This is a genomic window from Nitrospira sp., assembly GCA_035968315.1.
GTDB lineage: Bacteria > Nitrospirota > Nitrospiria > Nitrospirales > Nitrospiraceae > Nitrospira_D.
In genome coordinates this window covers 111,120-137,959 of the sequence record JAVYIN010000007.1, presented here as the reverse complement: position 1 = coordinate 137,959, position 26,840 = coordinate 111,120, and the positions used below count along the sequence as shown (strand labels likewise).

Annotated in this window: 24 protein-coding genes; 12 read left to right on the top strand and 12 right to left on the bottom strand. The window is 62.3% G+C overall.

Annotated features, from left to right (window positions below):
- Positions 1-61: 61 nt before the first annotated feature.
- Entirely contained in the window at positions 62-2,497 is a 2,436-nt protein-coding gene (gene leuS, locus RI101_10420; protein ID MEC4890463.1) for a leucine--tRNA ligase, read from the bottom strand.
- 126 nt (positions 2,498-2,623) lie between these two features.
- Here leuS and RI101_10415 point away from each other — a divergent pair, with 126 nt between their 5' ends.
- On the top strand, positions 2,624-3,265 hold the full coding sequence (locus RI101_10415) for a class I SAM-dependent methyltransferase (GenBank protein ID MEC4890462.1): 642 nt from the start codon (positions 2,624-2,626) through the stop codon (positions 3,263-3,265).
- Here RI101_10415 and RI101_10410 read toward each other — a convergent pair.
- Entirely contained in the window at positions 3,234-3,941 is a 708-nt protein-coding gene (locus tag RI101_10410) for an HAD-IA family hydrolase (protein ID MEC4890461.1), read from the bottom strand. The two genes, RI101_10415 and RI101_10410, sit on opposite strands and share 32 nt — an antisense overlap.
- Positions 3,942-4,026: 85 nt before the next feature.
- Between RI101_10410 and der the strand changes: the two genes are divergently transcribed.
- From der to RI101_10375, 7 genes are all read left to right on the top strand, one after another.
- Positions 4,027-5,403, top strand: coding sequence for a ribosome biogenesis GTPase Der (gene der / locus RI101_10405; protein ID MEC4890460.1), 1,377 nt, complete (start codon positions 4,027-4,029; stop codon positions 5,401-5,403).
- 130 nt (positions 5,404-5,533) lie between these two features.
- Positions 5,534-6,523 carry a hypothetical protein gene (locus RI101_10400; GenBank protein MEC4890459.1) on the top strand — a complete coding sequence of 330 codons (990 nt, stop codon included), beginning with the start codon at positions 5,534-5,536 and terminating at the stop codon, positions 6,521-6,523.
- A 57-nt stretch (positions 6,524-6,580) separates the two neighbouring features.
- A complete protein-coding gene (locus RI101_10395; GenBank protein MEC4890458.1) occupies positions 6,581-7,222 on the top strand; it encodes a sigma-70 family RNA polymerase sigma factor in 642 nt (213 codons plus the stop codon).
- A 2-nt stretch (positions 7,223-7,224) separates the two neighbouring features.
- Complete coding sequence (locus tag RI101_10390) at positions 7,225-7,527, top strand: zf-HC2 domain-containing protein (GenBank protein ID MEC4890457.1); 303 nt, start codon at positions 7,225-7,227, stop codon at positions 7,525-7,527.
- A gap of 141 nt (positions 7,528-7,668) precedes the next feature.
- Positions 7,669-9,384: a hypothetical protein gene (locus tag RI101_10385; protein MEC4890456.1), complete on the top strand. Its 1,716-nt coding sequence runs from the start codon at positions 7,669-7,671 to the stop codon at positions 9,382-9,384.
- 215 nt (positions 9,385-9,599) lie between these two features.
- Positions 9,600-12,533 carry an ATP-binding protein gene (locus RI101_10380; protein MEC4890455.1) on the top strand — a complete coding sequence of 978 codons (2,934 nt, stop codon included), beginning with the start codon at positions 9,600-9,602 and terminating at the stop codon, positions 12,531-12,533.
- 36 nt (positions 12,534-12,569) lie between these two features.
- Positions 12,570-13,205 (top strand): response regulator, encoded by a 636-nt coding sequence (locus RI101_10375; protein MEC4890454.1) that lies wholly within the window; start codon positions 12,570-12,572, stop codon positions 13,203-13,205.
- Positions 13,206-13,319: 114 nt separating this feature from the next.
- Here RI101_10375 and RI101_10370 read toward each other — a convergent pair whose 3' ends face one another.
- Positions 13,320-14,687, bottom strand: a complete 1,368-nt coding sequence (locus tag RI101_10370) for a M20/M25/M40 family metallo-hydrolase (GenBank protein ID MEC4890453.1) — start codon at positions 14,685-14,687, stop codon at positions 13,320-13,322.
- A 107-nt stretch (positions 14,688-14,794) separates the two neighbouring features.
- On the opposite strand from RI101_10370, the gene RI101_10365 reads away from it, so the two are divergent.
- Genes RI101_10365 through RI101_10355 form a run of 3 tightly spaced genes read left to right on the top strand, consistent with a single transcriptional unit; the run spans position 14,795 to position 16,954 of the window.
- The gene (locus RI101_10365; GenBank protein ID MEC4890452.1) at positions 14,795-15,274 is read left to right on the top strand and encodes a hypothetical protein; all 480 of its coding nucleotides are present in this window, start codon (positions 14,795-14,797) and stop codon (positions 15,272-15,274) included.
- A gap of 5 nt (positions 15,275-15,279) precedes the next feature.
- Positions 15,280-16,194 (top strand): NAD(P)-dependent oxidoreductase, encoded by a 915-nt coding sequence (locus RI101_10360; GenBank protein ID MEC4890451.1) that lies wholly within the window; start codon positions 15,280-15,282, stop codon positions 16,192-16,194.
- Between the two features lie 7 nt (positions 16,195-16,201).
- Complete coding sequence (locus RI101_10355) at positions 16,202-16,954, top strand: hypothetical protein (GenBank protein MEC4890450.1); 753 nt, start codon at positions 16,202-16,204, stop codon at positions 16,952-16,954.
- Positions 16,955-17,011: 57 nt separating this feature from the next.
- Here RI101_10355 and RI101_10350 read toward each other — a convergent pair whose 3' ends face one another.
- Positions 17,012-17,494, bottom strand: coding sequence for a DUF1566 domain-containing protein (locus RI101_10350; protein MEC4890449.1), 483 nt, complete (start codon positions 17,492-17,494; stop codon positions 17,012-17,014).
- Between the two features lie 179 nt (positions 17,495-17,673).
- Here RI101_10350 and RI101_10345 point away from each other — a divergent pair, with 179 nt between their 5' ends.
- A complete protein-coding gene (locus RI101_10345; GenBank protein ID MEC4890448.1) occupies positions 17,674-18,297 on the top strand; it encodes an acetate uptake transporter in 624 nt (207 codons plus the stop codon).
- Between the two features lie 17 nt (positions 18,298-18,314).
- Here the strand turns inward: RI101_10345 and RI101_10340 are convergent, their stop codons facing one another.
- From RI101_10340 to pyk, 8 genes are all read right to left on the bottom strand, one after another.
- Positions 18,315-18,893 carry a hypothetical protein gene (locus tag RI101_10340; protein ID MEC4890447.1) on the bottom strand — a complete coding sequence of 193 codons (579 nt, stop codon included), beginning with the start codon at positions 18,891-18,893 and terminating at the stop codon, positions 18,315-18,317.
- Positions 18,894-19,110: 217 nt separating this feature from the next.
- Positions 19,111-20,082 (bottom strand): site-2 protease family protein, encoded by a 972-nt coding sequence (locus RI101_10335; protein ID MEC4890446.1) that lies wholly within the window; start codon positions 20,080-20,082, stop codon positions 19,111-19,113.
- Positions 20,083-20,090: 8 nt separating this feature from the next.
- A complete protein-coding gene (locus RI101_10330) occupies positions 20,091-20,933 on the bottom strand; it encodes an MBL fold metallo-hydrolase (protein ID MEC4890445.1) in 843 nt (280 codons plus the stop codon).
- Between the two features lie 172 nt (positions 20,934-21,105).
- The gene (locus RI101_10325) at positions 21,106-22,536 is read right to left on the bottom strand and encodes a pitrilysin family protein (protein MEC4890444.1); all 1,431 of its coding nucleotides are present in this window, start codon (positions 22,534-22,536) and stop codon (positions 21,106-21,108) included.
- 41 nt (positions 22,537-22,577) lie between these two features.
- Positions 22,578-24,173: a pitrilysin family protein gene (locus tag RI101_10320; GenBank protein MEC4890443.1), complete on the bottom strand. Its 1,596-nt coding sequence runs from the start codon at positions 24,171-24,173 to the stop codon at positions 22,578-22,580.
- A complete protein-coding gene (locus RI101_10315; GenBank protein MEC4890442.1) occupies positions 24,170-24,817 on the bottom strand; it encodes an HAD-IA family hydrolase in 648 nt (215 codons plus the stop codon). The genes RI101_10320 and RI101_10315 overlap by 4 nt, the downstream gene beginning before the upstream one ends.
- The gene (locus RI101_10310; GenBank protein MEC4890441.1) at positions 24,814-25,359 is read right to left on the bottom strand and encodes a hypothetical protein; all 546 of its coding nucleotides are present in this window, start codon (positions 25,357-25,359) and stop codon (positions 24,814-24,816) included. The genes RI101_10315 and RI101_10310 overlap by 4 nt, the downstream gene beginning before the upstream one ends.
- Positions 25,360-25,374: 15 nt before the next feature.
- Positions 25,375-26,835: a pyruvate kinase gene (gene pyk, locus RI101_10305; protein MEC4890440.1), complete on the bottom strand. Its 1,461-nt coding sequence runs from the start codon at positions 26,833-26,835 to the stop codon at positions 25,375-25,377.
- Positions 26,836-26,840 lie beyond the last annotated feature (5 nt).

Here is a 26,840-nt window from a genome sequence, read left to right as displayed (position 1 = left end):
ATGGATCTCCGCCATTGAATGCATCCTCTTTTAGAATATGGAAAGAAGAGGAGCCTCCTCTCTACACTACGAAGTTCATCAGCTTCTTTTCGACGTAGATCACCTTTTTCGGCTCTTTCCCCTGCAGCCATTCGGCCACGACTTCACGAGACGCGCGCTCAATCGCCTCGCGCGACACATCCGCCGCCACGTCGATCTTGCCGCGCAGCTTGCCGTTCACTTGAACCGGGATCGTCAGCCGGTCGCTCACCGTGAGCGCCGGATCGAACATCGGCCAGGGCTGCTGCGAGACGCTCGGCCGATGCCCAAGGATCCCCCAGAGCTCTTCGGCGACATGCGGCGCAAAGGGCGAGAGAAGCAACACAAACGGCTCCAGCAAGGCTCGTGGCCGCTGCTCGGCCTTGGTCATCTCGTTCGTGAACACCATCATCTGCGCGATGGCCGTATTGAAATGGAGCTCTTCGATATCTTCCGTCACCTTCTTGATCGTCTGGTGCAACAGGCGCTGCTGCTCGAGGCTGGGCGCCGAAGACACGACCGACGGAGAGACCTCGCCCTCTTCCGTGACCATGAGGCGCCACACCCGCTCCAAAAAGCGGGTAATCCCATCCACGCCTCTGCTGCTCCAGGGCTTCATGGCCTCCAGCGGGCCCATGAACATTTCGTAGAGCCGCACCGCATCGGCGCCGAACTGGTCCATCATCTCGTCGGGATTCACGACGTTGCCGCGCGACTTGGACATTTTCTGATTGTCCTCGCCGAGCACAATGCCTTGATGGACCAGCTTTTTGAAAGGCTCCGGCGTGCTCACCACTCCGATGTCGTGCAGCACCTTGTGCCAGAATCGGGAATAGAGCAGATGCAGCACCGCATGCTCGCTGCCGCCGACGTAGAGATCCACCGGCATCCAATAGTGTTCTTTGGCCGGATCGACGAGCTGCGCCTGATTCTTCGGATCGATGAAGCGGAGGTAGTACCAGCAGGATCCGGCCCACTGCGGCATCGTATTCGTTTCCCGCCGGGCCGGCTTCCCGGTGGCGGGATCGGTCGTCACCAGCCAGTCTTCCAAATTCGCCAGAGGGCTTTCGCCCGATCCGGAGGGCTTGAAGTTGCTGGTCTCCGGCAAAATCAGGGGCAACTGTTCTTCAGGCAAGGGACGGGATTCGCCATCCACCCAGATGATCGGAAACGGTTCACCCCAGTAGCGCTGGCGGGCAAAGAGCCAGTCGCGCAGCTTGTAGTTGATGGCTTTTTTGCCCTTGCCGCGCTGTTCCAGCCAGGCCGTGATCACCGGAATGGCGTCGGCCGGCTTCATGCCGTTGAGCGAGAGCGCCCCGTCGGCCGAGACGGAATTCACGACCGTGCCGCGATCCGTCGCCACGAACGCCGCTTCGTGGACATGACCGCCCTGAATCACTTCTCGAATGGGCAGCTGATAGGCTTTGGCAAAGGCCCAGTCCCGTTCGTCGTGCGCCGGCACCGCCATGATCGCGCCGGTGCCGTAACTCATGAGGACGTAATCGGCGATCCAGATCGGCAGCCGCTCGCCGTTGACCGGATTGATCGCGTACCCTCCGGTGAAGCAGCCGGTCTTTTCCTTGTCGAGTTCGGTCCGCTGCAAATCGCTCTTGCGCGCGGCGGCGTCACGATAGGCCGAGATTGCCGCCTTCTGCGACGCGCTGGTCACGACCTCGACCAGTGGATGCTCGGGCGCCAACACCATATAGGTCGCGCCAAAGAGGGTGTCCGGTCTGGTGGTAAAGACCCGGATCGCGCCGTTGGTGTCGGCCAGGGCAAAATCCACTTCCGCGCCGATGGAACGGCCGATCCAATTCTTTTGCATCTCCAGCGTGCTGGGGGGCCACTCCACCAGTTTCAAGTCTTCCAGCAAACGGTCGGCGTAGGCCGTGATCTTCAGGACCCACTGGCGCATGGGCTTGCGAATGACGTCGAACCCGCCGACTTCGCTCTTGCCATCCACGATTTCTTCGTTCGCCAGCACCGTGCCCAGCGACGGGCACCAGTTCACCGGCACTTCGGCCACATAAGCCAAGCCGCGCTTGTAGAGCTGAAGGAAGATCCATTGCGTCCAGCGGTAATAGTCCTGGTCGGTGGTGCTGATCTCCCGCTCCCAGTCATAGGAGAGCCCCACCCGTTTCATTTGCCGTTTGAACGTGGCGATGTTTTGCGCGGTGGTAAGGGCCGGATGCACGCCGGTCTTCACCGCATATTGCTCGGCCGGCAGGCCGAACGCATCCCAGCCCATCGGATGCAGCACATTGAAGCCCCGCATCCGTTTATAGCGCGAGACAATGTCCGTCGCCGTATAGCCTTCGAGATGTCCGACGTGGAGGCCGGATCCCGAGGGATAGGGAAACATGTCGAGGCAGTAATACTTGGGCTTCGAGGAGTCGTCCAGGGCTCGAAACGGGCGATGTTCTTCCCAGTAGGCCTGCCACTTCGACTCAATGGCGTGATGATCGTACCCTTTGCTCATAAGCTCATAATCGTCCGGTCATGAATGGGCGGTAGAAAACGACGCAGGACTCTAACACAGCCCCCCTAGCGTCACAAGATTGGCGGCGGGCTGCGGCACACCGGGTTTGGTATACTGGGCCTCCCCATGGGACTCTACAGCCGCTACATCTTCCCCCGGCTCATGGACCGGCTCATGAGCGGAACGGAGTTTCAACAACTCCGGGCGGCGCTGTTGCAAACAGCGCATGGGCACGTGCTGGAAATCGGCCTGGGAACCGGACTGAATCTGCCGCACTATCCCGGCGCCGTCTCGTCGTTGCGCGCGGTGGATCCCGCCCCCCTGCTGCCCGATCGTCTCGCGGAACGGAGCGCGGCCCTGCCGTTCCCGATCGAAGTGGCCCGCATCAGCGCCGAACGGCTTCCATATGAGGACGGGATGTTCGACTGCGTGGTGAGCACCTGGACCCTCTGCACCATCCCCGACCCCCTCGCCGCGCTTCGAGAAATCCGCCGCGTGCTCAAGCCGGATGGGACCTTTTTCTTTCTGGAACATGGGCAAAGCGACGATCGACGGATCGCCGTCTGGCAGGATCGCCTGAACCCGATTCAGAAGGTGCTGGGCTGCGGCTGCCACTTGAACCGCCCGATCGACCGGCTCATCACGGAAGCCGAGCTCACCCTCACGCACCTGGATCGGTTCACGATGGAGTCCGTGCCGCGCATCGGCGGGACGATGTACCGGGGCACGGCCGTCGTCAACGCCCCTGAGAGCCCGGATGCCCGTTGAGCAAGGCCATCATGCTCTCGACCGAGGGGAACCCCGGCGCCGCCACGGGCGGCAGTTGGGAACTGGACTTGGCGCTATGGACAATGTGCCCAAGGCCGAACTGCCGTGCGGCGGAGAGACAGCCCTCGTCGTCATCGACATAGAGTGACCGTGCCGGGTCGAACCCCAGCAGCCGCTGGCAGGCCGGCCAGTATTCCGGCCGCATCTTGAGATAGCCGACCTCGAATGCGTCGATGATGCGATCCACGTGCCGGTCGAGGCCGGTCTTGGCGGCCTTCACCGACACCCCCGCCTCATGCGCATTCGTGACAATCGTCACGCGCTTCCCCAGCCGCCGGAGATCCAGCAGGAATTCTTCCGCCCCCGGCAGAAACCCGATCATGTGATCCAGCTCGCGATGCAAGGCCACGACGTCGATCCCCACGCGCTCGGTCCAGTAATGCAGATCGGTCCAGGCGAGTTCGCCTTCCACGGAGCGGTACATGGCCATCAGCCGGTCGCGCGATTCTTCGAAGGTAAGGCGGTGGAGCGCCGCATACCGGCGCGGCAGCTCTTCCTCGAAGAAGAAATTGTCGAAATGCCGGTCCAGCAACGTGCCGTCCATATCGAGCAGCACATCGTCGATTCGGGACCAATCGATCGAGTGATCAGTGATGCCTGAGGGGTGACGAGCCATTGGAATTTCAGTATACCTGAGCTGGCCGGAAGCGGCGAGGCCTGTTGTGCTGGGGAAAACCTGTGTGATACGGTCCAAACTACCTATGAGAACCAAACGCGACTCCATTACGACGACGAATGCCCTGCCTTTTCGCTCCGATGCTCCGATGCCGCTCGTGGCGATCATCGGCCGGCCGAACGTGGGCAAGTCCACGCTGTTCAACAAAATCCTCGGCGTGAAGACCGCCATCGTCGATGACGTGCCGGGCGTCACGCGCGACCGGAACTATGCGGACGCCAGCTATCGGGAGCGCAAATTCCGGCTGGTCGATACCGGCGGCCTCGATCTCTCCGCCTCGGATGGCATGCTGCCGTTGATTCGCCGGCAGTCCGAGCTGGCGATCGCGGAAGCCGACATCCTCCTGTTCGTCCTGGATGGCCGGGCCGGGTTGATGCCGCCGGATCACGAGGTCGTGAAGCTCCTGCGCGGCGTGACCAAGCCCATCTTTTACGTGATTAACAAGATCGATACGCCGAAGGCCGAGCCGCTCATGGCCGACTTTTATCGATTGGGCAAAGACGAACTCTACGCGGTTTCCGCCGAACACGGGATCGGCGTGTCAGAATTGCTGGATGCCCTCTACCCGCTGCTGCCCCCCGCGGACCAGGCGGGGGAGATCGCCCAGCTTCCCCGGATCGCCATCGTCGGCCGGCCGAACGTCGGCAAATCCACGCTGATCAATGCCGTGCTGGGGGAAGAGCGCGTGGTCGTCAGCGATGTGGCCGGCACCACGCGGGATCCCATCGACTCGCTCGTCACCCACAACGGCACACGCTATATATTCACCGATACCGCCGGCATCCGGCGGCGCGGACGCATCGACCGGGGCATCGAAGGCTACAGCGTCATGCGGTCGCTCCGGGCCATCGGACGGTCCGACGTGGCCGTCCTCTTGCTCGACGGAGTGGAAGGCGTGACCGAACAGGATACGAAAATCGCCGGCGCCATCCTCAAGCAGGGCCGGGCGTGCGCGCTCCTGGTCAACAAGTGGGACCTCCGCGCGGGCGATGCCGAGGCGCGGAAAGAATATGAGCGGGAATTCAACCGGCGCTTTCCCTTTCTCACCTGGGCACCGGTCTTCTACGGCGCCGCGGCCAAACCCGAGTCGCTGCGCCAGCTGTTTCCTCACATCGACACCGCCTACGGCTCCTTCACCAAACGGGTCCCGACCGGACAACTGAATCAATTCCTCCAGGAAATTCTCACCCAGCATCCGCTGCCGGTGCGCAAAGGCAAGCCGTCCAAAGTCACCAAGTCGGCCTTCATGACGCAAGTCGCCACGAAGCCGCCGGTGTTCGCGTTGTTCGTGGGGCATCCGCAAGACATCACGCCGTCCTATCTCAAATTTCTCGAAAGCCGCCTGAGAGACACCTACGGATTTTCCGGCACCCCGATCCGCATCCTCGCGCGCAAAAAATAGCTGCACGCACAGGCATTCTCCGGACGATCCGCCTCATGTGCGACGAGGCGGATCGCTTAGAACTTGACTCCCTTTCGATCACATGTTATTCGCAAATGACTCGAAACCGGCAATACCGACGGCTGACTCCATGATGACACCCCTGCACATCGTTCTGCGGATCCTGTTGATCATGGCCGGCCCGGCGGGAGCGCTCGCGTTGAGCCCCGTCGCTCCTGTGTGTGCGGAAGACTCGCCCGCGCCATCCTCCGCACCTCCTATCGAACGCCCCGCCGATCCTGCCGCCGCGAATGCCGATGAAATCAACCCGTCCATCACGCTAAAGGGGTCAATCTGGCGCACGAAGCCGGGCATCGTGTTTTTGAAAACGCCGGTCGGCCTCCTGACGCTCAGTTCCAAGACGACCTTGAAAGATCTGCGCGGATCACAGGAGGTTTCATTGTGGATTCATGGCGCCAGCATGGCCATCGACATCCGCAAGCGAACCGACGGCTCGCTCGTCCATCGCTACCTGAGCGGCCCCTTCACAACGGGAGAGGATAAACAATTGCCGCGCTGGACCCCGGAGGGGAGCCAATCGTTTCACTACGGGAATCAGGAAGCGCCGCTCACCGTCCTGCGCCAGGGCGACCCCGTCACCGTGGAAGTGGACGGCACCGGCACCATCATCGGCCTGCACGATCTGCAATTCGATTTGCAAATCGGGCAAGTCCCGCCGAGCGGCTCGTCGGCGCATGTGTTGCTGAGCGGCACCGTGTCCAAACTCAAATCCAACTTCATTTTCTTCCGAACCCCCGTCGGCGTGATCAACGTCAATGCAAAAATCGGCATCAAGAACGCCAAGGTGGGCCAAACGATGACGCTCCATGTGCATCAACACCATGTCGTCGCCGATTTGTCCGCGCCCCAGCGTACAGCCCCGGCCCATCGGTTTGTCACCGGACCGCTCGAATTCGCAACGGAGGACCGCACCAGCGTAAAACTCTGGACGCCCGAAGGCGAACAGATCTTCTCCGCCGACCTGGGGAAATCCGCGCTGGCGGGCACGAAGGACGGCACGCCCATTACCGTCGAGCTCGACGCGCAGGGATCCGTCGTCGGATTTCATCGCTTCAATTAGCCGGCGTGGCGTTCCTTGACAGGCTTTTCATTCCCTCCGTAGACTCCACTGAATACCATGGCCAGCTCCGCCACCAAGACAAGTCCAGACCGGCCCTCTGCCGATCCTTCACGCACGGCGGCGAGCTTCGATGCGCTCTATCGCGATCATGTCGATCTCATGTACCGGTTCGCCACCAGGCTGTGCGGCGAAACCGAAGCGGCGAAAGACCTCGTTCAGGAAACCTTTCTCAACGCGTACCGGGGATATCACGCATTCCGCGGGGACGCCCAAATCTCAACCTGGCTCTATACGATCGCGTCGCGCGCCTGCATGCGCATGCGGCGCAAACGCAAAGGAGAACCGGACCACGAACTCTCGCTGGAGGAGTTTATCCCGACCTCGGAGGGAGAGTTTCGTCTTCAGATTCCCGTTGACGGCCTCAGCCCGGAAGAAGCGCTGCAAAACAAGCAGCTTCGCCAGGCGCTCGACGACGCCATTGCCAAACTCCCGAAAAAGTACCGCATGGTGCTGATCTTGCGCGACATGGAAGGGCTCAGTGCCAAAGAGGTCGGCAGTATCGTCGGCCTCAATGAGCGCGCGGTGAAATCCCGGCTCCACCGTGCGCGGTTGTTTGTCCGGCGCGAACTCAGCGCGCGCGGCATGGCCGAGCCTCACCACGCGCACAACGGACACCCGGCTCCACAGGGAAGGATCTAACCATGGCGAAACGCGCGGCGGCAGACACCACTCAGAAATCCGTCTCGGCATCGACGCACACGCACGGGAAGGGACGGTGCGTGGCGATCTTGAAGCAACTGTCGGCCTATCTCGACGATGAGCTGCCGGGAGACATTTGTTCGGACTTGCGCCGGCATCTCGGCGCCTGTCCGAATTGCGAGGAGTTCCTCACGTCACTCCGGCAGACCGTCACCCTCTGCCGCCACCAACCGGCGCCGGCCCTGTCTTCCGCAGAACGGGCCCGCATGCGCGCCAACATTCTTCGGACCGCCCGGCCGCGCTAACCCCCTGAGCGCCGACTCATCCGCTAGATCGGCGCCCGGCATCAGCGCACCGCATCCCCGGCCCTTTCAGATTCGCCGACCGCCATGCTAGAGTGTTATTTTTTGACTGCCAAGACCTTTACTCGCATACAGGTGATCATTATGATTCGTCGTTCTTTGACGCCCTTGTCTTCCATGATCCTTGCGGCACTGGTTGCGCTCCCCGTTGCGGGGTGGCTGGGTACCAGCCAGGCCCTTGCCGCGCCTGCGCACAAGCACACACCGGCCAGTCCGGCGAAAAGTCCCGCCACAGAGACCGCCCTGCTCTATGCCGAAGCCCTCGCGAAAGGCGATCGCACCACAGTCGGCCGCCTAGACTTTGCCTGTCAATTTCGCCTTGTGTCCGCGGCGCCGTCCGGGCTGAAATCCTACCCCCGGGCCGATGATCCGTCCTACGAATCCTGCTGGCAGGAATTGCAAACCGCCCATGCTCCCGCCTTGAAGCGGGACGACGTCGGGATGACCGTCCTCTGGCCGAGCGCCGGCCCGCTGGTGTTCTTCGGCGACGATCTGCCGCGCCTGCCGGCGTCGGCGTTCGTCATGAATGAGCTGGGCATCTCGCCTCCCGGAAGCGGTCTGCACGTCGCCGTGACCAAGAGCCAGCCGCTGCCCTCCGGCTCATTCCGCCTGAATGCGAACGGAAAGGTCCTCGCCGCGCCGGCCACGCTGGTCACGATGACCGTGACCTACCAGGATCCCCTCGCATCCCCGGTGACCTATGCCGCGGGCACCGTCAAGTGGACCAATACGATCAAGCGCGCGCGAAAAGCGCTGAAGTCCGTCGCGACGCAGTGGGTTGTGCTCACCGGCTTGAAGAAACACGGGTTTCCCGGCGATGCCGCCGTCTTCAATCTGCCGGTGGTGATGCAGCCGGCGGTGGCCGGCATGCAGCCTGAGAAAATTCCCTTTACGACCGAGATCAGCCGTGTCCTCCCCGAATCGATGGTGTGGTGGGGGCCGGACGACCAGCCGGGCACCTTGACCGCCGCCGCCGCCCGCGCCGCGACATTCCCGGACATGCGCGACCGCGTGGCGCTCCTAAACCGCATCCTGCTGATCGACCCGAACCAGGTGGATGCGCTCACCGTCCTGACCCGCAACCTCTATGCGATCCTCCTGCGGGAAGGCGGCAAGGGCCACAACCTCCTCGTCAAGGATCCGTCGCTCTCGCTGGTCGTCAGCGAATTCTATTGGAACATTTACGCCCAATCGACCAGAACCGATCTGTCGAACGGCATGGAAATGGGCGGGCTCTCACAACCGACCCCGGCCGACTATCTCTTCCGCCTCTTGCCGGCGGCTGAAGCCCTGGCCACCGTCCGGCCGGAACAGCTCGACAACCGGTTTCGCCTCGGCGTCGCCTATCGCTGGAATAACGACCAGCAGGCCGCCATCGAGACGCATGACGCCCTGGTCAAAGACATTCCCGACAGCCGGCGGTCGGCCAAGGCCGAAGCCTTGCTGCAGCTCGCCTGGTCCCGCCTGCATAAATCGGCCTGGAACCGGATCCTCCACGATCCGGAAATCAACCGCGCCTACGCCGACGCCGAGGCCTCGCTGGCGGTCGCCGACCTGCCGCTCGACAAATTTCTGGCCGAATACACCATGGCCTACAGCATGATCTTCATGCCGAACTACGGGGACAAAGCCCAGCTCCTCCACCATGTGACGGAAGCCAAGCGGTGGTTTGACGAGATCCCCGGCAAGACCGACGACGTCTGGCGGTATTTCCTGCACTCGGAACTGCTGAAGGCCGTGCTCGACGCCGATCCGATGTTCCTGCCCATTCTGGCCTCAGCGGAAGAGAAGCAGCCCTAAGCTTCTATTAGGCGGCGGAGGCCTGCATCCCAACCCTCCGCCGCCGTTTCGTTCCCTTCTGATTCCTCCTGACCATCCATTCGACGCGCAGATTCCAAACTGAAAATCTTCTAGGTATTCCACCCACCTCGGGGTATTTTAAACATGTGTGCGGCACATTCCTTCTCGCATCGCGAGGCACACGGTCCCGTCCTGACGCACAGGCTCACGGCATAATGATGTGGCAACGCTATCTGGGCACTTCCCTCATCCGTCGAATCGTCATCGGCCTGATCGTGGGCCTGGCCCTCGGCTTGGTGCCAGTGACGCTCCTCCTGGTAAAACAGGAACTCATCGCGCGCGCCGGCGACACAGTGGCGCTCGGCGCAGCGGATATCGCCGACAAATTGGATATGGTCCTGGCCGAACGGCTCGGGGACATTCAAGCCTTCTCGCGCGCGCCCGTGCTGAATCAACCGGACCGGGAACGGATCACGGCGTATCTGGACCACCTGAAACAGCTGTACCCAATGTACCAACGCCTCTCCGTCGTAGCGACCGATGGCCGCGTCCTGGCCTCCACCGATCGCGCGCTACAGGGAACGCCTCTTTCCTCGGAAGCCTGGTTTCGGGCCATTGCGCACAACCCTCAGCCGTACGCCGAAATCGTCCAGCAACATCATCACGCCGGAGGCTCCCTGGGTTCGGTTCGCTTTGCGACACAATTCGTCGGGACCACAGGTACGTGGCAGGGTGCCATCATGACCGAGGTCCATGAACAGGTCTTTCGCACATTCGTCACGCAGACCACCCATCGGGGGAACGAGTCGTCCTCCCAACCGGAAATTGCCGAATTTCTGGTCCTCAGCCCAACCGGCGACGTTCTGCTGACTTCCGATGCTCACCCGGCTGCACCATCCGATCGGAACCCGGTTCGCTTGCCGTCGACCGTCCTCGCAGACCAGGGTAAGACCGGCTATGTCGAGGAAGTCGATACCGGCAGCGGAATCAACGCGCTCACCGGATTTGCGCGCATGGGCGGGTTGCCGCATGAACCGGAATTTCAATGGCGCATTCTCGTGCGAGCCGACCGGAGTGCGGTGCTGCACTCTATTTGGATCCTGCTGTGGAAACTGATCGGGATCGGCACAGTCGCCCTGCTTCCCCTCTTGGGGCTGTTGTATCGATCATGGCGCCAGCAGCTCGCGGATGAGACGCGAGCAGCGATCGCCCATCGCGCCATGGAGGCAACCAACACACGGACACGGAAAATTATCGATATTGCGCTCGATGCGGTCATCACGATCGACCACCAGGGCGTGATCACCGGCTGGAATGCGCAAGCAGAACAGATCTTCGGGTGGACCGTCGAAGAAGCGCTTGGGCAATCCCTGACCGACACGATTATCCCGCCCTCCTACCGCGAGGCGCATGAGCGTGGCATCCGGCTTCACAGGGAAACCGGCCAGGGCCCGGTCTTGAACCAGCGCATTGAGGTTTCGGCCCGCCATCGAAGCGGGCGAGAATTCCCGGTCGAACTGGCCATCACGCCCATCCATCTCGATGGGCAGACAGAATTCAGCGCATTCTTGCGCGACATCACGGAACGCAAGCAGACGGAAGAAGACCTGCGGCGCACCCGGACCGCCGCCGAATCCGCCAACCGGATGAAGACCGAATTTCTGGCCAATATGAGCCATGAGCTTCGCACCCCGCTCAACGCCATTATCGGAACCAGTGACTTGCTCTTGAAATCCTCCCTGACACCGGAGCAGCGGGAATGCGCCGTCATGGGACAGCGTGCGAGCCAGGCGCTCTTGCGGCTGGTCGACGACCTGTTGGATCTGGCGAAGATAGAAGCCGGCACCTTGCGTGTGGAATCTAGTCCCTTCGATCTGACCGAACTTCTGGAACGCACGAGACGGCTCGTGGAATTGCGCCAGCGGGGAAAAGACGTCGCGTTGCACATCGACATCGCCCCGGAGGTGCCGACTCTGTTGGAAGGAGACGGATTCCGGCTCCAGCAAATTCTCCTCAACCTCCTAGGGAACGCGCTGAAATTTACGGAGCAGGGCTCCGTCAGCCTCATCCTGTCGATCGCCCAGGCCGATCCCCGCCGCCCCCTGCTTCAATTCACCGTCAGCGACACAGGAATTGGAATCCCTGCGAACCAGCTCGATCACATCTTCGGCCGCTTCACACAAGTCGATTCCGGCGACAGCCGAAAATATGGAGGGGCCGGCCTGGGGCTGTCGATCTGCAAGCAACTGGTGGACATGATGGGAGGCACCATCCAGGTGACCAGCGAGACCGGCAAGGGGAGCACCTTTACCGTGGCACTCCCCTTCTCCGTCACGGCCGCACTGTCCGGAACGCCCGCGACGTCTGATCGACTGGAATTACCGGACGCGGCCGCCAGAAACACGCCCGCCAAGACGCAGGCTGCCGTGCCCTTGACCATCCTGCTCATCGATGATTCCCCCGAGACCGGACAACTGGTGAGCCTGTACCTCAAAGACCTCCCTTATCAGCTGGATCTGGCTGGCAGCGGGCCAGCCGCCCTTCAACAGTGCCAGGCCCACCGCTACGACCTTGTGTTCCTGGATCTCCAAATGCCCGGTATGGACGGCTACGCCACGGCCGAAGCCATTCGCGCCTGGGAGAAGGCGCAAGGACTTCCCCCCATGCCGATTCTGGCCTTGACGGCCGATGTGTTGAATGCCGCCTGGGAACGGAGCCTCAAAGCCGGATGCACGGGCTTCATCGGCAAACCATTTTCCCAAACGGCCTTCCTCGAAACGATTTCGTACTACGCCAACCTGTCCACGGCCCCTCCGGATCGGAAACGGCCCTCGCCGGCGGATTCGCCTCCGCCGCTGATGGATGAACAGGATCTGGATCGACTCCGTGAAAAATTTCTCCACAATCGCCGGCTCGACCTCGAGATCTTGGCCTCGGCGGTTCGCACCAGCGATTGGGCCACTATTCAGACCATCGGCCATCGCATGAAGGGTCTGGCCGGATCCTACGGATTCACGGAGATCGGCGCGATCGGCACCGCCCTGGAAGACGCGGCGCACAGGCGACAACTCCATCGTGTTGCAGCGGAAATACACGCGCTCACACAGATTCTGACCCCGCTCGACCCCGCGCAGGATCACGCGGCATGAGCAAGGCGATGCAGCCATTCCATTGGAGACACGGACATGAGCATTTTGCTGGTCGACGATTTTGACGAAGAACGGGAATTCTTACAGCTCGTGCTACACAAGGCAGGCTATGGCCCGGTGATCACGGCCGAATCGGGCCGCCAGGCGCTGGACCTGCTCGGAATCACGGGCAGGAGGATTCCCCCCTGCAATCCGGACGTGATTCTCATGGATCTGATGATGCCGGACATCGACGGGCTGGAAGCCTGCCGTCATATTCGGTCGAGCGAACGGTTGGAACTGGTTCCCATCATTATGATCACGGCGAAAACCGACGCGAGCGATCTGCAAGCCGCCTACACTGCCGGCGCCACCGACTTTCTCAGGAAACCGATCACCCCGGTCGAACTCATCGCCAGAGTCTCCACCGCCCTTAGCCTGAAGCAGGAACTGGATGCCAGAAAGGTGCGCGAGCAGGAACTCCTGATCAAGACGGAGGAACTGGAACGGGCTCTTGAAGAACTGAAAAGCCTGCGCGGGCTGATCGCCATCTGCGCGAAATGCAAACGTGTCCGGTCGGACGGAACTTACCGGAAACGGATCGAAGACTATCTGGAACAGTGCTTCGACAGAAAGCTGACACGGGATATCTGCCCCGACTGCCTGAACGAGGCCTATCCCAAGGCGGGATGACTATTCCCACTCTCCTCTCACGGGAGCATCCGGCCTATCTTTCACTGCGCGCATTGAGGGACCACCGCTTTATCGTGGGGCCTCAGCGAGCAAGAAAGACGGGCCGGGTGCTCCCTACCCCTTCCCCATTTTCGCCAGTTCCTCGAAATAGTGCGCGAAAGCTTTCATGCCGCTGGAGGCCTGGCCCCAGTCGAAGTATTCGTTCGGCGCATGATAGCCGTGCTCGGGCAGACTGAGGCCCAGAAACAGAATCGGCACCTTCCAGGCTTTCTGCATCGTCACCACGGCGCCGATCGATCCGCCTTCGCGAATAAAGGCCGGCTCCTTGCCGAATCCCGCCTTGGCCGCCCGCTTCACCGCGTCGACATAGGGCCCTTCAAACAGGCCCTTGAACGGCTGGAGCATCCCTTCCCGCTCCACCTTCACATTCGGATTCACCTTGGCGACATGTCTCTTGAGCAGCGCAAAGGCCTTTTCCGGCGTCTGGTTCGGCACCAGCCGCATGCTCACTTTGAGTTCGCCATGCCCCGGCACCACGGTCTTCACACCGGGGCCATGATAGCCGCCGGTGAGGCCATGCACTTCAAAGGTCGGTGCGGCCCAGATGCGGCGCATGATGTCGGCCGGATCCTGCGTGCGCAGCGTCTGAAATCCATAGGCCTGCTTGAATCGCGACACTTGAAATCCTGACTTCAGAAAACTCTTGATCTCCGCCTTCGTCGGCTCCACCACATCGTCATAGAATCCGGGAATCTTCACCTTGCCCGTCTTGGCATCCACACAGGCCTGGGCGACTTCCATGAGTTCGGCCAGGGGATTGCGCGCCGCGCCGCCGGTGACGCCGGAATGCGCGTCCTTCGTGCCGGTTTTGAGCGTGAGCCGCGCCCCGATCAACCCGCGCAACCCGTACGGCATGGCGGGCTTGCCTTTGGCGAGCCAGATGGTATCCGACACGACCACCGAGTCAGGCCGGGGAATCGCCGCGCGATTCTTCAAACCGGCCGCAAAGTGCGGACTGCCGATTTCCTCTTCCAGCTCCCACAGAAAGCGAATATTGATGGGCAGCCCCTGCTCGATCGCGAAGCGCGCGCCGAGCAAGGCCGCCAACGCCGGCCCCTTGTCATCGGTCGCGCCGCGGCCATGATAGATGCCGTCCTCCTTGCGAAAGGCGAAGGGCGCCTCTTTCCATTCCGGCTCCTGCGCCGGCTGCACATCGAGATGATTGTAAATCGTCACGGTCGGATGATGGGCGCCCGTCGTCCATCCTCCGGACACAATGGGGTAGCCGCCTGTTTCGACGACCTTCGCCTCGGCTCCGAGACTCGTCAAATAGTGCACGGCCAGCGTCGCCGCGCGCGGCATCTCTCCGGCCCGCGCCGGATCCATGCTGATGGACGGCACTTCCACCAGCTGCCCCAGCAGGTCTTCAAAGCGCGGCCGGCTGTCGTTCACAAAATGTTTCAGCTGCTGCTCGTTCGCCATGGTCGTCTGCCTCCAGTCTGATGAGCGCGAATTATACCGGCGAGGCGGCGGAAGAGAAAGCGGCCCGCCGCGCGCTCATTCGTCAAACAATGGTAGAATAGAACATTATGAACGCCCTCAGACCCACGACGAAGAGCGCCGTCCAGGTCGCCTCCTGGCTCGCGCTCCTCATCCCCCTCATGGCTCTGCCCACACCACTCCTGGCCGAGGAACCGATTCCGATTGAGCAGATCCTGGAAGATCCGCGCATCTATCATTTGCGGCAAGTGACCATGCTGGGCGTCGCGCGTGATGTCACACCGCTCGATCCCTATAAACTCCAGAACGAACACGTCTGTTACGGCGGCTACCTCTTCAAGCTTGAAGACGATACCGGTGTCATGTCCGTCGCGGTGCTCGGCATCTGCGATCGGCCACTGGTGAAAGACCCTGACATCGAGGACGGGCAGCGCGTGGAAGTGAGCGCCACCATTCAGGCGCCCAGCCATGGCGGCTACTACCTGAGCTTTCAAGGGCTCAAGGTTGTCCGGGAAGAAGAAGGCTTTGTCCAAGCCGTGGCCACACGTATTCTCCCCGTCATCGAGTGACCAGCATGTCCGCACCGGTCCATCCATCCCGCACCACTGTCGCCTGGATCGGCACCGGCGTGATGGGCGCCGCCATGTGCGGACACCTCCTGAAAGCCGGCTATCGCGTCTCCGTTCATACCCGCACGCCGGCCAAGGCCCGACCGTTGCTCGATCTCGGAGCGGCCTGGGCGGAGTCGGTGCGCGCGGCGGCCGCCGGAGTGGACCTCCTCGTCACGATGGTGGGATTTCCCCGGGATGTGCGAGCCGTCTACTTCGGCGACGAGGGCCTGCTGCACGCCGCCAGACCCGGCACGATTCTCATCGACATGACAACGACCGAGCCCTCGCTGAGCCGCGAGATCGCCGCAGCCGCGGCGGCCAAAGGCGTGACAGCCATCGATGCGCCGGTGTCCGGGGGTGACGTCGGCGCGAAACAGGCCACCCTCTCGATCATGGCGGGTGGGGACCGTGATGCGGTCGAACGCGTGCGCCCCCTCCTCGAATGCCTGGGCAAGAAGATCGTGTATCACGGCCGCGCGGGCGCCGGCCAGCATGCGAAGCTCTGCAATCAGATCGTCATTGCCGGCACGATGGTGGGGGTCTGTGAAAGCCTGCTCTACGGCCACACAGCCGGGCTCGACCTGCCCCGCATGCTGGAATCGATCCGAGGCGGCGCCGCCGCGTGCTGGACGTTGGATCACTTGGCGCCCAGAATGTTGCAGCGCAACTTCGACCCGGGGTTTTTCGTCGAACACTTCGTCAAAGACATGGGCATCGCGCTGGAGGAAGCGGCCCGCATGGGCCTCACGCTTCCGGGACTCGCCCTCGTGCACGGCCTGTATCAGCGCGTCCAGGCCCTGGGCCACGGCCGCAGCGGCACCCAGGCTCTCGTACTGGCCCTGGAAGAACTGTCCGGCACCACAGGCTCCATGACATGAGGATGGGATGACTCGACCCACACCGCTCTCGGCGCTCACGCTTCTGATGCTGCTCACGCTGCCGGCCTGCGCCAGCCACTCCGCGTTTAACCGGACGGAGATACAGGACGTGATCCGTCAGACGGTGACGGTGACTCTGACCCAGCCGCCCACAGTGCCTGGGGTCGCAGAACAGCCCATACCCTCGGTGGCTGCCCCGTTCCGCCTCGGTGTCTTTTTCACGCGCCAGGAATTTCCCACCAGAGAGACCATCCGGCCGGTCGAATGGCTGAGCCAGGACAAGGATGCGCTGCTTCGTGCGCTGGCCCCCTTGCAAGACCAGCACATTCTGCGCGAGAGCCTCATCCTTGCCGACTCGGCCGTGCCGCATGTCAGCCTCGCGGATATCAGGAAAGCCGCCGCCCGCTATGGCGCAGACGTGATCATGATTGTCACCGGAGCCGGAGCCGTGGACCGCTACAACAACGGCTACGCCCTGCTCTACCCGACGATCCTCGGAGCCTACCTCGCGCCGGGCACCGTCAGCGAGGCGCTGGTGCTCATCGACGGCAGCCTGTGGGATGTCCGCTCCGGATTGGCTTATGGCATCGTGTCGGCCGAGGGCCAATCACGGCTTGTCGGCCCGGCCATGGCCATTGAGGATCAGGCTGCGTTCATGCAGGGGAAAAACCTGGCGTTGGACACATTGAACACGAGGCTTGTCGAGCAGTTGCGTCGGCTCAGACAGTCCCATCCGAAGGTGACGAATTCCCAACCGTGAGTCGAATACACCCCACATGGGTTCGCCATTCAGGGAGCAAGCTACGAAGCGTCAGAACTACCGCGTTTCATTGAGCACGCACCACATGCGGCGCGTGCCGGATTTCTGGTCGGTGACCGGCTCGCCGCTGAAGAAACTCACCTGCCACGCCACGATGTCGTCCTTGGGATCGGGCGTCGCGGTCCAGTAAATTTCTGATTTGATATTCGAGAAGGGATGGCCGGCCGGCAAGGCGGGATCATGCTGTGACGGATCGATCAAGGTCTTGAGCTCGTCGATGGTCGGCCCACGCCAGCCCTGCTGGCCACCGACGGTTTTCGCCGCACAGCGCTCATTGGACCGGCCCCAGACGTCATGCTCCCGGTCCGGTTCCTGTTCCCAGATAAGCCCGGTCTTGGCGTCTTTCACGCCCGCTCCGTTCAACACCAGCGTGAAGCGTTCCAGACTTGGGCCGGCAAGACCCTCTCCCGGCAGAAACAGCAGCGCACTCCCCAGTCCGATCAGCCGGAAACCCGCTTGAAGCAATGCTCGCCCCGCCATGGTGATCCTTTCCTCCGCACGATCGCGGCTTGTTCGATCACAGATGAGAAGGCAGTCTGCCGCAGGGCGCTTGTCTTTTCAAGAGCCCCTCAGGCATGCTGGGCGCCGATTGGCGGCAGCCGGTCGCTCGCACCATTGGGGAACGGCGGCCTTCGTAAGACCATCAAGGGAGGGGCCCTATGAGCGGCGGAGAGCATCATCGTCGAATTGATGTGCTGGCGATCGGGTTATTCGGTCTCGCGGTCGGCGCCTTGACCTTGGGGATCGCGCAGATGGGCGGCATTCCCGACTCCAATAAAGTCGGCACCCTGGTGATCGCCCTGATGTTCGGAGGGGTCGTGCAGATTCTGGCCGGCATCACCGATATCCGCTACCACGAGCAGCTGGGCGGCACGGCCCTGACCATGTACGGATTCTTCTGGCTCACCGTCTCCATCGCGAAACTGGTCAGCGAAGGCACCTCCTTCCATCTCGATATGGTCCTGTTTGCCCCGATCAATTTCGTGTATGCCGCCTTTTCCCTGGTCATGGTCTATCTGACGGCCTACAGGAACGCCACGCTGTGCATTCTCCACATCGTCATTACCGTTTCCTTTTCCTCCACCGTGCTGGCGCGGCTCAACATCATCGGCGAAACGCTACCGGGCATTCTCCACCTCATCGTGGGATTCATGGCCTTCTATCACGCCGTCGCCAGCCTGACTCAAGCCTTTACGGGCCATCAATTGGTTCCGCTGGGACCTCCGTTCCTGCATCGCACCCCGTTGTTGCGGCGCGCGACGGACCGGCCTCAGGCCGGTTAGTCTCTCGGAATGGGAGGCTACCCCTGTTGGCGCCGGTAGTGGCGCAGGAGCAGCCAGCCGCCCCACGCGAAGGAGGCCAGCATCAGCACGATGCCGAGGTTGTAGGCCAGATGCGCCAGGCGATGGTCCCATGGCAGCCAGCCAAGCATCGTGAGCAGATTGTTCCAGTCATGCCCGTCGGTTTCTTTCCCTGTCACTCCGCCTAACAGCATCAGGTCCATGGCTCGCGCGTCGTTGATATAGGGCGCCACGTCCATGAGACTCTCCGCCGTCCACCAGAGCGCCACCGATCCTCCGAATGGATCGCGGGTCTTCACGAGGAACGTGCCGAGACAGATGAGCGGCATCAGCACCTGCCCCAGGCTTCCGCCGAGGATCATCATGAACCGGCCGAAGGGACTGAAGATCAGGTGCCCGGCTTCATGGAATGGGAGATTGATGAGATGCAGGAACGACTCTCCCGTATAGTTCGTTTCGAGCGGCGTGACGATAAATTTCAGGCCCCACCACACCATTAGGACAAAGACCAGTCCCCGCCCCATGAGCGTCATGGAATCGGCCGCCTGATCAGATTCGATCAGCCATGCTCGCGCCATGGGCATCCACCGGGACTCGCTCACAGCTGGAGCCGGTCCAAGGACGTAAGCCGGCAATGGACGATATTTTGAGAAGATAACCCCGCACCGCGCACATTCGATCGCCGTATCAGACCGATCGGCCCGGCACTTGGGGCAGGAGTGGGGTGAGGCTTCGACGGCATCCATGCCTGCATGCTAGGGCGAAGCGTCCCATCCGGCAAGAATTTGTGTGGAATCAGCGAGTCACAATAGGGAAGGGCGTAAAAATGAGTACAAACAGGACAACCGTGGCCCAGCCGAGCCCGATACGCAATACGCCAAGCGGCGACCGGGGAGAGGGTATCGGCGGATGGGCCACGCCCAAGAGACTCGACAAGACGACCCACAACCACCAGCCTGGCCAGCCCACGTAGCCCAGCAGCAGCAGAATGGGGATCACGCCCAGGGCAATGGTCCGCTGAGCCCTGCCCCACAAGGCATAGGCCACATGCCCGCCGTCGAGCTGCCCGATCGGAATCAGATTGAGACAGGTCACGAAAAGCCCGAACCAGGCCGCCTCGGCAACCGGGTGCAAATTGATACTCGCGCCGCGCGGCAACTCGCCGAATACCCACGCCACCCCCCAATCGATGAGCAGCGACCGGCCTACCAGAAAGGGGCTGGTGGGGCTGACCCCGATTTCCACCTGCGACCAGGACAGCCCCGCCACCAGCGCCACCAGCGCGACGGCAAACCCCGCCAGGGGACCGGAAATGCCAATATCGAAGAGCGCCTTGCGCTCCAGGATTTGTCCGCGCACCCGGATGATCGCGCCAAACGTACCGACCAGCACTGGCAGCCCCGGAATAAAGAGCGGCAGCGAGGCCGGAACACCATGCCACTTGGAGCAAAGAAAATGCGCCAGTTCGTGCGTACCCAAGATCAGCAAGAGCGTGGCGGCAAAGGGAATCCCCTTGACCAAGTCGCCTGGCCGCTCAACTAGAAACTCCCACGCCCCGCGAAGCGGATGAAACAGATTGGGTTGATCTTGGTAGGCCCCGGCCCAGAGGGTCGTAAAGACCGTGAGCGCAAACAGTCCGACAGGCAGCACATAGCGCGAGAACGACGATTCAATATACTCATCGTCGTCCGCCATGGGCTCGCCGGCGAACGGCGGGTCGATCCCCTCATCGAGAGGGCCGCTCGTCCTCCGCCGGTCATCAGTCATCTGAACTCCTAGGAGGCCGCGTAAAATGGATTGTGGGTAAGTTCTTCTGAGACGGTCGTGGCCGGTCCATGTCCCGGCAGCAGGCGATAGGCCGGGGGCAATCCGAGGACTCGGGTCCGGACCGATGCGAGATGGGTCTGATACAACGAACCGGGATTCGAGCGGCCGATGGACCCGGCAAACAACGTATCGCCGACACAACAGAGCGGCGCGTTCGGATCATCCACTCGATAGCAGACCCCGCCGGGAGTATGACCCGGCGTTGCCAGGCACTGGACGCGCAGACGCCCGACCGCGATCGTGTGTCCATCCTCCGGCGCATGGAGTTGCGCGGCGGGAGGCCGCCAGCTGAGCAGCGCGACATCTTCCGCCCCGAGATACACCGGCACCTCGCGAAACCGTAGAAGCTGCTCGATGCCATCGGCATGGTCCGCATGACCGTGCGTCAGACCAATGCCGACCAGCTTCAGCCGATGCATGGACAAGCACTCGATCATCGCCGGAGCATTGTAGGCCGTGTCGATCAGCAGCGCGTCGCCCTCGTCATGAATGATATAGCCCTGCACCCCATAGCCATTGATCGAGCCCTCGATCCTGTGAACCCAGGCAGGCAGTTCCTGGGCAAGCGGTTCCCACTTCTCGATGGCGATTTGTTCCAGCGGCCCGGGACGAAGCCCGAGCGCCTTCGCCAGCGCCCGCACCTCCATGCGATCGCGCGGCGGATCGCCGCGCTCCAGCGCCGTGATGTCGCCGCCAGGCAGGCCCGTCATCCGCGCGACATCCACGACGGAAAGGCCCTGCCCGGTCCGGGACTTTTTCAGAATGTCACAGAGCTCGTCTTCTAAGGGCATGCCAACCGATCACCCGTTATGATCTTTCTTCCCCTATCCTCTCCAAGGCGGGAGGAGGGGGTCGTTCTTACTGCGCGCATGCACCGAGCACCGCCCCCTTCGATGAGACGTCCATTGATCCTGCGTGCGCGGGGCGCGAGCAAGAGAACGCCCCCCGCCTCCGGCCATTCCCTCACCCTTCCGGACTCAGCTTGATCTCTTTCACTTCTCCAAACGTGGAGAGCACTTTCGGCAGCGCTTCGCCGGAGCCGACAGCCACGATCTTGAGGCGGTCCGGATGGAGATGCTTCTTGGCCGCAGCCAGCACCTCCTCCTTGGTCAGTTTCAGCACGTGGTCACGCACCTGCTGGAGAAAATCCTTGGGCAGTCCGTCGTACTCCAAGTCCACCAGCCGGCTGACGATCGCCGACGGACTGCTGAACGAGAAGACAAACGAATTGACGTAGGCCTCTTTCGCCTCGGCTAATTCCTGGTCGGTGACGAGTTCCGTGCGCATCCGTTCGATATTGGCCACGAACCGGCTCACCACTTCCTGCGTCGAGGACAACTTCGTCTCCGCCCGCATGAGCCAGACCCCTTGATCGTGCACGCCGGAATTCAGCCGGCTGCCGACGGAATAGGCCAAGCCACGCTTCGTCCGCACGTCGTTAAAGAGCCGGCTGCGGAAGGAACTCCCGCCCAGAATATCGTTGGCAATCGCGAGCGCCACGTAATCCGGATCGTTCTCCCGAATCGTCAAGTGGCCCACACGAAGATGGGTCTGCGACGTTTCTTTGTTCACAAACCGGATCGCCGGGGTGGCGCTGTCGCGCTCCGGCACGTCGGCAATCTTCAATTCCGGCAGCGGGCCTTTGGCCCAATCCCCGAACGCGGCACGCAAGGCCGCCAGCATCTCCGCTTTCTGAAAATCGCCGGTGATGCCCAGAATGATGCCGTTGGGATGAACCGTGCTCCGGTGAAACGCCACGAGATCGTCGCGGGTGATCCGCGTGATCGAGGCGAGGGAGGTTTCCCGCGCGGACGGATGCTCCGGCCCGTAGAGCAATTTCATGAACTCCCGGCCCACGACGGATCCGGGGCTATCCTGCCGGCGGCGGATGCCTTCGAGGGCCTGCAGCTTGGCAATCTCCACCCGCTCCTGATCGAACGCCGGCGCCCGCAGCAGCCCGGCAAAAATCTGGAGGCCCCGCGTGAGATCCTTCTTCAGCACATCGAGCGAGGCGGAGCCTGATTCGTGCCCGATCGAGATGCTGACATCCCCGGCAAAGTGCTCCAACTCTTCATCCACCTGCTCCGGCGTCAGGCCGCCCCCGCCACCGGTCCGCATGAGCGCCCCGGTCAGAGCGGCCAACCCCACCTTGTCCGCCGGATCGAGCCACGATCCGGTCTTCATCGTGGCCGTGACCGTGACAAGCGGCAGCTCATGATCTTCCAGGAGATACACCACCATCCCATTGTCGAGCACGACACGGTCCGGCTCCGGCGGCGTAAACTCGACCGGCTTGAACGTCATCGTCCGCGGATCGCTGAGCGCCGGCCCTCCCGCGCAGGCCGTGGTGACAGCACCTGCCACCAGCACAGCCACACTAAATAGACCCAGCATTCCCACGCCCCTCGCCTCTTGCCCCTTGCCTCTTGCCTGCCTCATCGCGCCACCTCACTGCCCGGCATTGCCGCCATCGTTTTCCCGTTCAGTTTTTTCACAAGCGTCCCCACCGTGCGATTGGATTTGATGAAATACTGTTTCGCGACCCGTTGAATATCCGCCGGCGTGACCGCCGCGACCCGGTCCCGCGATGTCAAAACATGGCGCCAATCCCGCGCCACGGTCTGGTACAAGGCCAGTTGCGACGCGAGGCCGCTGTTCGAGCGGAGCGTCCGCACCAGATCGGCATCGATATTGTTGATGATCTTTTCCAATTCCTTGGCCGGCACCGGTTCGGTCTTCAGCCGGTCCAATTCCTCATACAGCGCCGCTTCCACTTCGGCCGCCGTGTGGGGCGCGAGCGGCGTCGCCGTAAGGATGAACAGATTGGGCGCGCCCACGCCCGGATAGTTGGCATCGGAGCCCACGGACGCAGCCAGCCGCTTCTCGCGCACCAGTTTGGTCTGCAAGCGGGAAGTGAGCCCGTCGGTCAGAATCTCATCGATCACGTCGAAGACCTCGTCATCAGGATGGCCCAGACTCGGCTTGTGATAGCCGATGGCCACGATCGGTTCGGCGTCGAATTCCACTTCCACACGCCGTTCCCCGCGCTGTTCCGGCTCAACCGTGACAATGGCCGGCGCCTGCGGGGCTGCGGGAATCTTGCCGAACGTCTGCTCAATGAGGGCGATGACCTCCTTCGGATTCACGTCGCCGACCAGCGCGATGGTCGCATTGTTCGGCCCGTAATAGGTCTTGAAGAAGGCTTCGGTCTCCGCCGGAGTGAGCGAGAGAATGTCCGATCCCCAGCCGATGGTCGGAATCCCGTAGGGATGCGCGCGGAAGGCTGCGGAGGTAAAGGTCTCGAACAGCAGGCCGTTGGGGCTGTCGTCGTTGCGCAGCCGGCGCTCTTCCATGACGACGCCGCGCTCTTTGTAGAATTCACGGAGCACCGGACTGGCCATGCGATCGGCTTCGATCGCCGCCCAGAGCGGCAAGCGGTTGGCCGGCAGGCTGATCGTGTACCGCGTCAGATCTTTTCCCGTGGAGGCATTGAGGCCGACTCCCCCGTGCCGCTGATAGAGCAAGGCCATTTCGTTGCCAACCACATATTGTCCGGCTTGGGTTTGCAGATCGGCGACGCGCTTTTGCAGCGCCTCGATCTCGGCCTGGTCCTCCGCCGTCGCCCCTGCCCCCTTCTTGGCCACCTCGCGCTGCCGCTGGTCGAGGAGCGTGCCGGCGCGGGACAGCTCGTCGAGCAGCGGTTTCTCTTTCTCATAGTCTTTCGTCCCGACCGTCCGCGTCCCTTTGAACGCCATATGCTCGTAAAGATGGGCGATGCCGGTTTGCCCGATTTGCTCGTTGACGCCGCCCACCCCGAACGTGATGTTGATGGACACCACCGGCGTTTGATGGCGCTCGACCATGAGGATCGTCAGCCCGTTGGCCAGCTTGTGCTCGATGACCCGATCGGCCAGGCTTGGCGACGCCGCAAATAAGAGATCGAGATTGAGGCTCAGGCTGACGATCAGCGCGAGGCACAGCACGGTGACGCGTGACGCGTGACGCGAGAGGAGCGAGGTTTCTCTCATCATTGAAAAATCTCCATCAGTTGTTCCGGCCGTTCAATGAACCAATCGGGCTGGCACGCCGCCATTTTCTCCCGGTTGCCCATGCCGTAGCCGACGGCGCAGACCCGGATGCCGGCGTTGTGCCCGCCATTGATATCGTTCGTACTGTCCCCCACCAGAATGGCGCGGTCTTTCGGCACGTTCATCTGCTCCAGAATATGCAGCAACATGCCGGGTTCCGGCTTGAGCCCGAATCCGTTATCCCCGCCGACGACATAATGAAAATGCTGCGCGCCCAACCCGTTCAAAATAACCTGCGTGTACTCGATGGCTTTGTTGGTCGCCACCGCCTTCTGCTTGTGTGCGAAATGCCGGAGCATCGGCTCGATGCCGGGGTAGAAGACCGTCCGATCCAGGCAATGGTCAAGGTAGTGTCCGCGAAAGACCTTCAACGCCTCATCGAAACTGACGCCCTCGCGCTCCCCAACGGCCAGCCGCAGCAGCTTCTTTACCCCGTCGCCGACAAAGCCGAATATTTCCTCCAGCGGGCGTTCCGGCAGGCCCAGCTCGACTAGCGTGAGATTGACCGAATGGGCGATGTCCCATTTGGATTCGATGAGCGTGCCGTCGAGATCGAAAATCAGCAGATCGACCGGGGTCTTCGTCATGGTGTGACCTTTCGCAATGTCGCGCCCAGCGCCGCCAGGGTGCGGCGCTTCTCGGCGTCTGTTTCCTTGAGTTCCGCTTCACGGGCCAAGTCGATCATGCGTTTCAGCCCGACATGCGGCGGGATCATCGGCTCCACGATCCGCCACTTGCTCCGCACTTCCTTGACACGAAAACGCACCTCCTCGGTCGTGGCTTCGGGCACGAACGCGGCCGTTTCGAGGTACACCGCCCCCAACACATGAAACGTAGCGGGGATGACGACTTCGAGCTTGTTGACCACCTCCCACTGCCGGTAGTCCTCAGGCACCGTCACGTCGCTGATCACCACGACCCGGCCCCAGACCGGCTCCTCATACCAATCAATATACGGCACCAGCGTCTCGAACGACATGGCATCCATGCGCGCCCCCTTCTTGTCGAGGGTCACGTACCGCTTTACGATGGTGGTCGGCGATTGATCGAGCGACCCGCTCTGCGCCAGCGCGCACACAGGGCCACTCAGCAGGAGAATGAGAATGAGCAGACGGTATCTCAGTGGCATCACCAACACGCGCTCCTATTGAATCACCTGCAGCTTCATGACGTTCGTTCCGCCGGGCCGGCCGGCCACGGTCCCCGCCAGCAACACCACCCGATCGCCGGCGACAGCCAGCCGGTCGGTTTTCAATCGGCGATCGATCTCCGTCACCTGCTCGTCGGAATCCGGCATCCACTGCATCAGCCGTGGGATCACTCCCCAATACAGGGCCATGCGGCGGCGGATCGGCTCATGCGGTGTGAAGGCCACAATCGGGGCCGCCGGTTGCTGTTTCGACAAGAGCCGTGCCGTCATGCCCGATTCCGTCAACACCGCCAGCGCAACGGCCCCCGTGGTCGCGGCAGCCGACGCGGCCGCGCGGCACATCGCTTCCGCGATCGTCTCGGTCTCTCCCGTCGGCCGGTCAGCGGCCGGCACGAGACGCCGCTCCGCTTCCGCCGCCCGAACAATACGATCCATCACGGCGACCGTCTCCACCGGATACCGGCCCCGCGCCGTCTCACCGGAGAGCATGACCGCATCGGTCCCGTCGAAAATAGCGTTGGCCACATCGGAGGCTTCAGCCCTGGTCGGCACCGGCTGCATCATCATCGATTCCAGCATCTGCGTGGCCGTAATGATGACCCGGCGGCGGCGGTTGGCGTCCAGAATGATCCGCTTTTGCAGTACCGGCACCGCCTCCGGTCCCATTTCAACACCGAGGTCGCCGCGCGCAATCATGACGCCGTCGGCCGCATCCAGAATCGCGCCGAGCGACGCAATGGCTTCGGCCCGTTCAATCTTGGCAATAATCGGCTGATCGCCGCCACAGGCGCGCACGAACTCGCGCGCCGCGTCGATGTCTTCCGGTCCCCGGACAAACGACAGGGCCAGGTAATCGACCTGATGCGCGACGCCGAACCGGATATCCGCCCGGTCTTTCTCCGTCAATGTGGGAGCACTGACCACCGTACCGGGAAGGTTCATGCCTTTCTGCGAGGTCACCAGCCCGCCGGTGATCACCCGGCATTCGACGGTTCCGCCTGACACCGACGAGGCCAGCAGTTCAATGCGGCCGTCGTCGATCAAGATTCTGGCGCCGGGCCGGACGTCTCTCGCCAGTTGCGGATAGGTGACCGGCAGGTCGATCGTGAGGGCCGGCGCCACCGTCTGTGCGCCGATCTGTCCGCCCGACCGCAGCAAGCCCCCCACCAGCCTGACCCGTTGATCGACCGTCAGTTCGACCCCCGCATCCGGAAGAGTGCCGAGGCGAATACGCGGCCCCTGAAGATCTTGCAGCACGGCGATCGCCGCGTGGCGGCGGTCTGCCGTGGCCCGAATGGCTTCTAGCGTGGCGGCGTGACTCTCCTGCGAGCCATGGGAAAAATTCAGGCGCGCGACGTTCATGCCGGCGTCAATCAACCGATCCAGCATCGCGGGATCACGGCTGGCCGGACCGATCGTACAGACGATTTTCGCTCTCCGCATGGCAGCGGTCATGCGTC

Excerpts from the sequence above, each read along its gene's own strand:
- leuS (MEC4890463.1), bottom strand. The coding sequence starts at position 2,497 with ATGAGCAAAGGGTACGATCATCACGCCATTGAGTCGAAGTGGCAGGCC.
- RI101_10415 (MEC4890462.1), top strand. The coding sequence starts at position 2,624 with ATGGGACTCTACAGCCGCTACATCTTCCCCCGGCTCATGGACCGGCTC.
- RI101_10410 (MEC4890461.1), bottom strand. The coding sequence starts at position 3,941 with ATGGCTCGTCACCCCTCAGGCATCACTGATCACTCGATCGATTGGTCC.
- der (MEC4890460.1), top strand. The coding sequence starts at position 4,027 with ATGAGAACCAAACGCGACTCCATTACGACGACGAATGCCCTGCCTTTT.
- RI101_10400 (MEC4890459.1), top strand. The coding sequence starts at position 5,534 with ATGATGACACCCCTGCACATCGTTCTGCGGATCCTGTTGATCATGGCC.
- RI101_10395 (MEC4890458.1), top strand. The coding sequence starts at position 6,581 with ATGGCCAGCTCCGCCACCAAGACAAGTCCAGACCGGCCCTCTGCCGAT.
- RI101_10390 (MEC4890457.1), top strand. The coding sequence starts at position 7,225 with ATGGCGAAACGCGCGGCGGCAGACACCACTCAGAAATCCGTCTCGGCA.
- RI101_10385 (MEC4890456.1), top strand. The coding sequence starts at position 7,669 with ATGATTCGTCGTTCTTTGACGCCCTTGTCTTCCATGATCCTTGCGGCA.
- RI101_10380 (MEC4890455.1), top strand. The coding sequence starts at position 9,600 with ATGATGTGGCAACGCTATCTGGGCACTTCCCTCATCCGTCGAATCGTC.
- RI101_10375 (MEC4890454.1), top strand. The coding sequence starts at position 12,570 with ATGAGCATTTTGCTGGTCGACGATTTTGACGAAGAACGGGAATTCTTA.
- RI101_10370 (MEC4890453.1), bottom strand. The coding sequence starts at position 14,687 with ATGGCGAACGAGCAGCAGCTGAAACATTTTGTGAACGACAGCCGGCCG.
- RI101_10365 (MEC4890452.1), top strand. The coding sequence starts at position 14,795 with ATGAACGCCCTCAGACCCACGACGAAGAGCGCCGTCCAGGTCGCCTCC.
- RI101_10360 (MEC4890451.1), top strand. The coding sequence starts at position 15,280 with ATGTCCGCACCGGTCCATCCATCCCGCACCACTGTCGCCTGGATCGGC.
- RI101_10355 (MEC4890450.1), top strand. The coding sequence starts at position 16,202 with ATGACTCGACCCACACCGCTCTCGGCGCTCACGCTTCTGATGCTGCTC.
- RI101_10350 (MEC4890449.1), bottom strand. The coding sequence starts at position 17,494 with ATGGCGGGGCGAGCATTGCTTCAAGCGGGTTTCCGGCTGATCGGACTG.
- RI101_10345 (MEC4890448.1), top strand. The coding sequence starts at position 17,674 with ATGAGCGGCGGAGAGCATCATCGTCGAATTGATGTGCTGGCGATCGGG.
- RI101_10340 (MEC4890447.1), bottom strand. The coding sequence starts at position 18,893 with ATGGCGCGAGCATGGCTGATCGAATCTGATCAGGCGGCCGATTCCATG.
- RI101_10335 (MEC4890446.1), bottom strand. The coding sequence starts at position 20,082 with ATGACTGATGACCGGCGGAGGACGAGCGGCCCTCTCGATGAGGGGATC.
- RI101_10330 (MEC4890445.1), bottom strand. The coding sequence starts at position 20,933 with ATGCCCTTAGAAGACGAGCTCTGTGACATTCTGAAAAAGTCCCGGACC.
- RI101_10325 (MEC4890444.1), bottom strand. The coding sequence starts at position 22,536 with ATGCTGGGTCTATTTAGTGTGGCTGTGCTGGTGGCAGGTGCTGTCACC.
- RI101_10320 (MEC4890443.1), bottom strand. The coding sequence starts at position 24,173 with ATGATGAGAGAAACCTCGCTCCTCTCGCGTCACGCGTCACGCGTCACC.
- RI101_10315 (MEC4890442.1), bottom strand. The coding sequence starts at position 24,817 with ATGACGAAGACCCCGGTCGATCTGCTGATTTTCGATCTCGACGGCACG.
- RI101_10310 (MEC4890441.1), bottom strand. The coding sequence starts at position 25,359 with ATGCCACTGAGATACCGTCTGCTCATTCTCATTCTCCTGCTGAGTGGC.
- pyk (MEC4890440.1), bottom strand. The coding sequence starts at position 26,835 with ATGACCGCTGCCATGCGGAGAGCGAAAATCGTCTGTACGATCGGTCCG.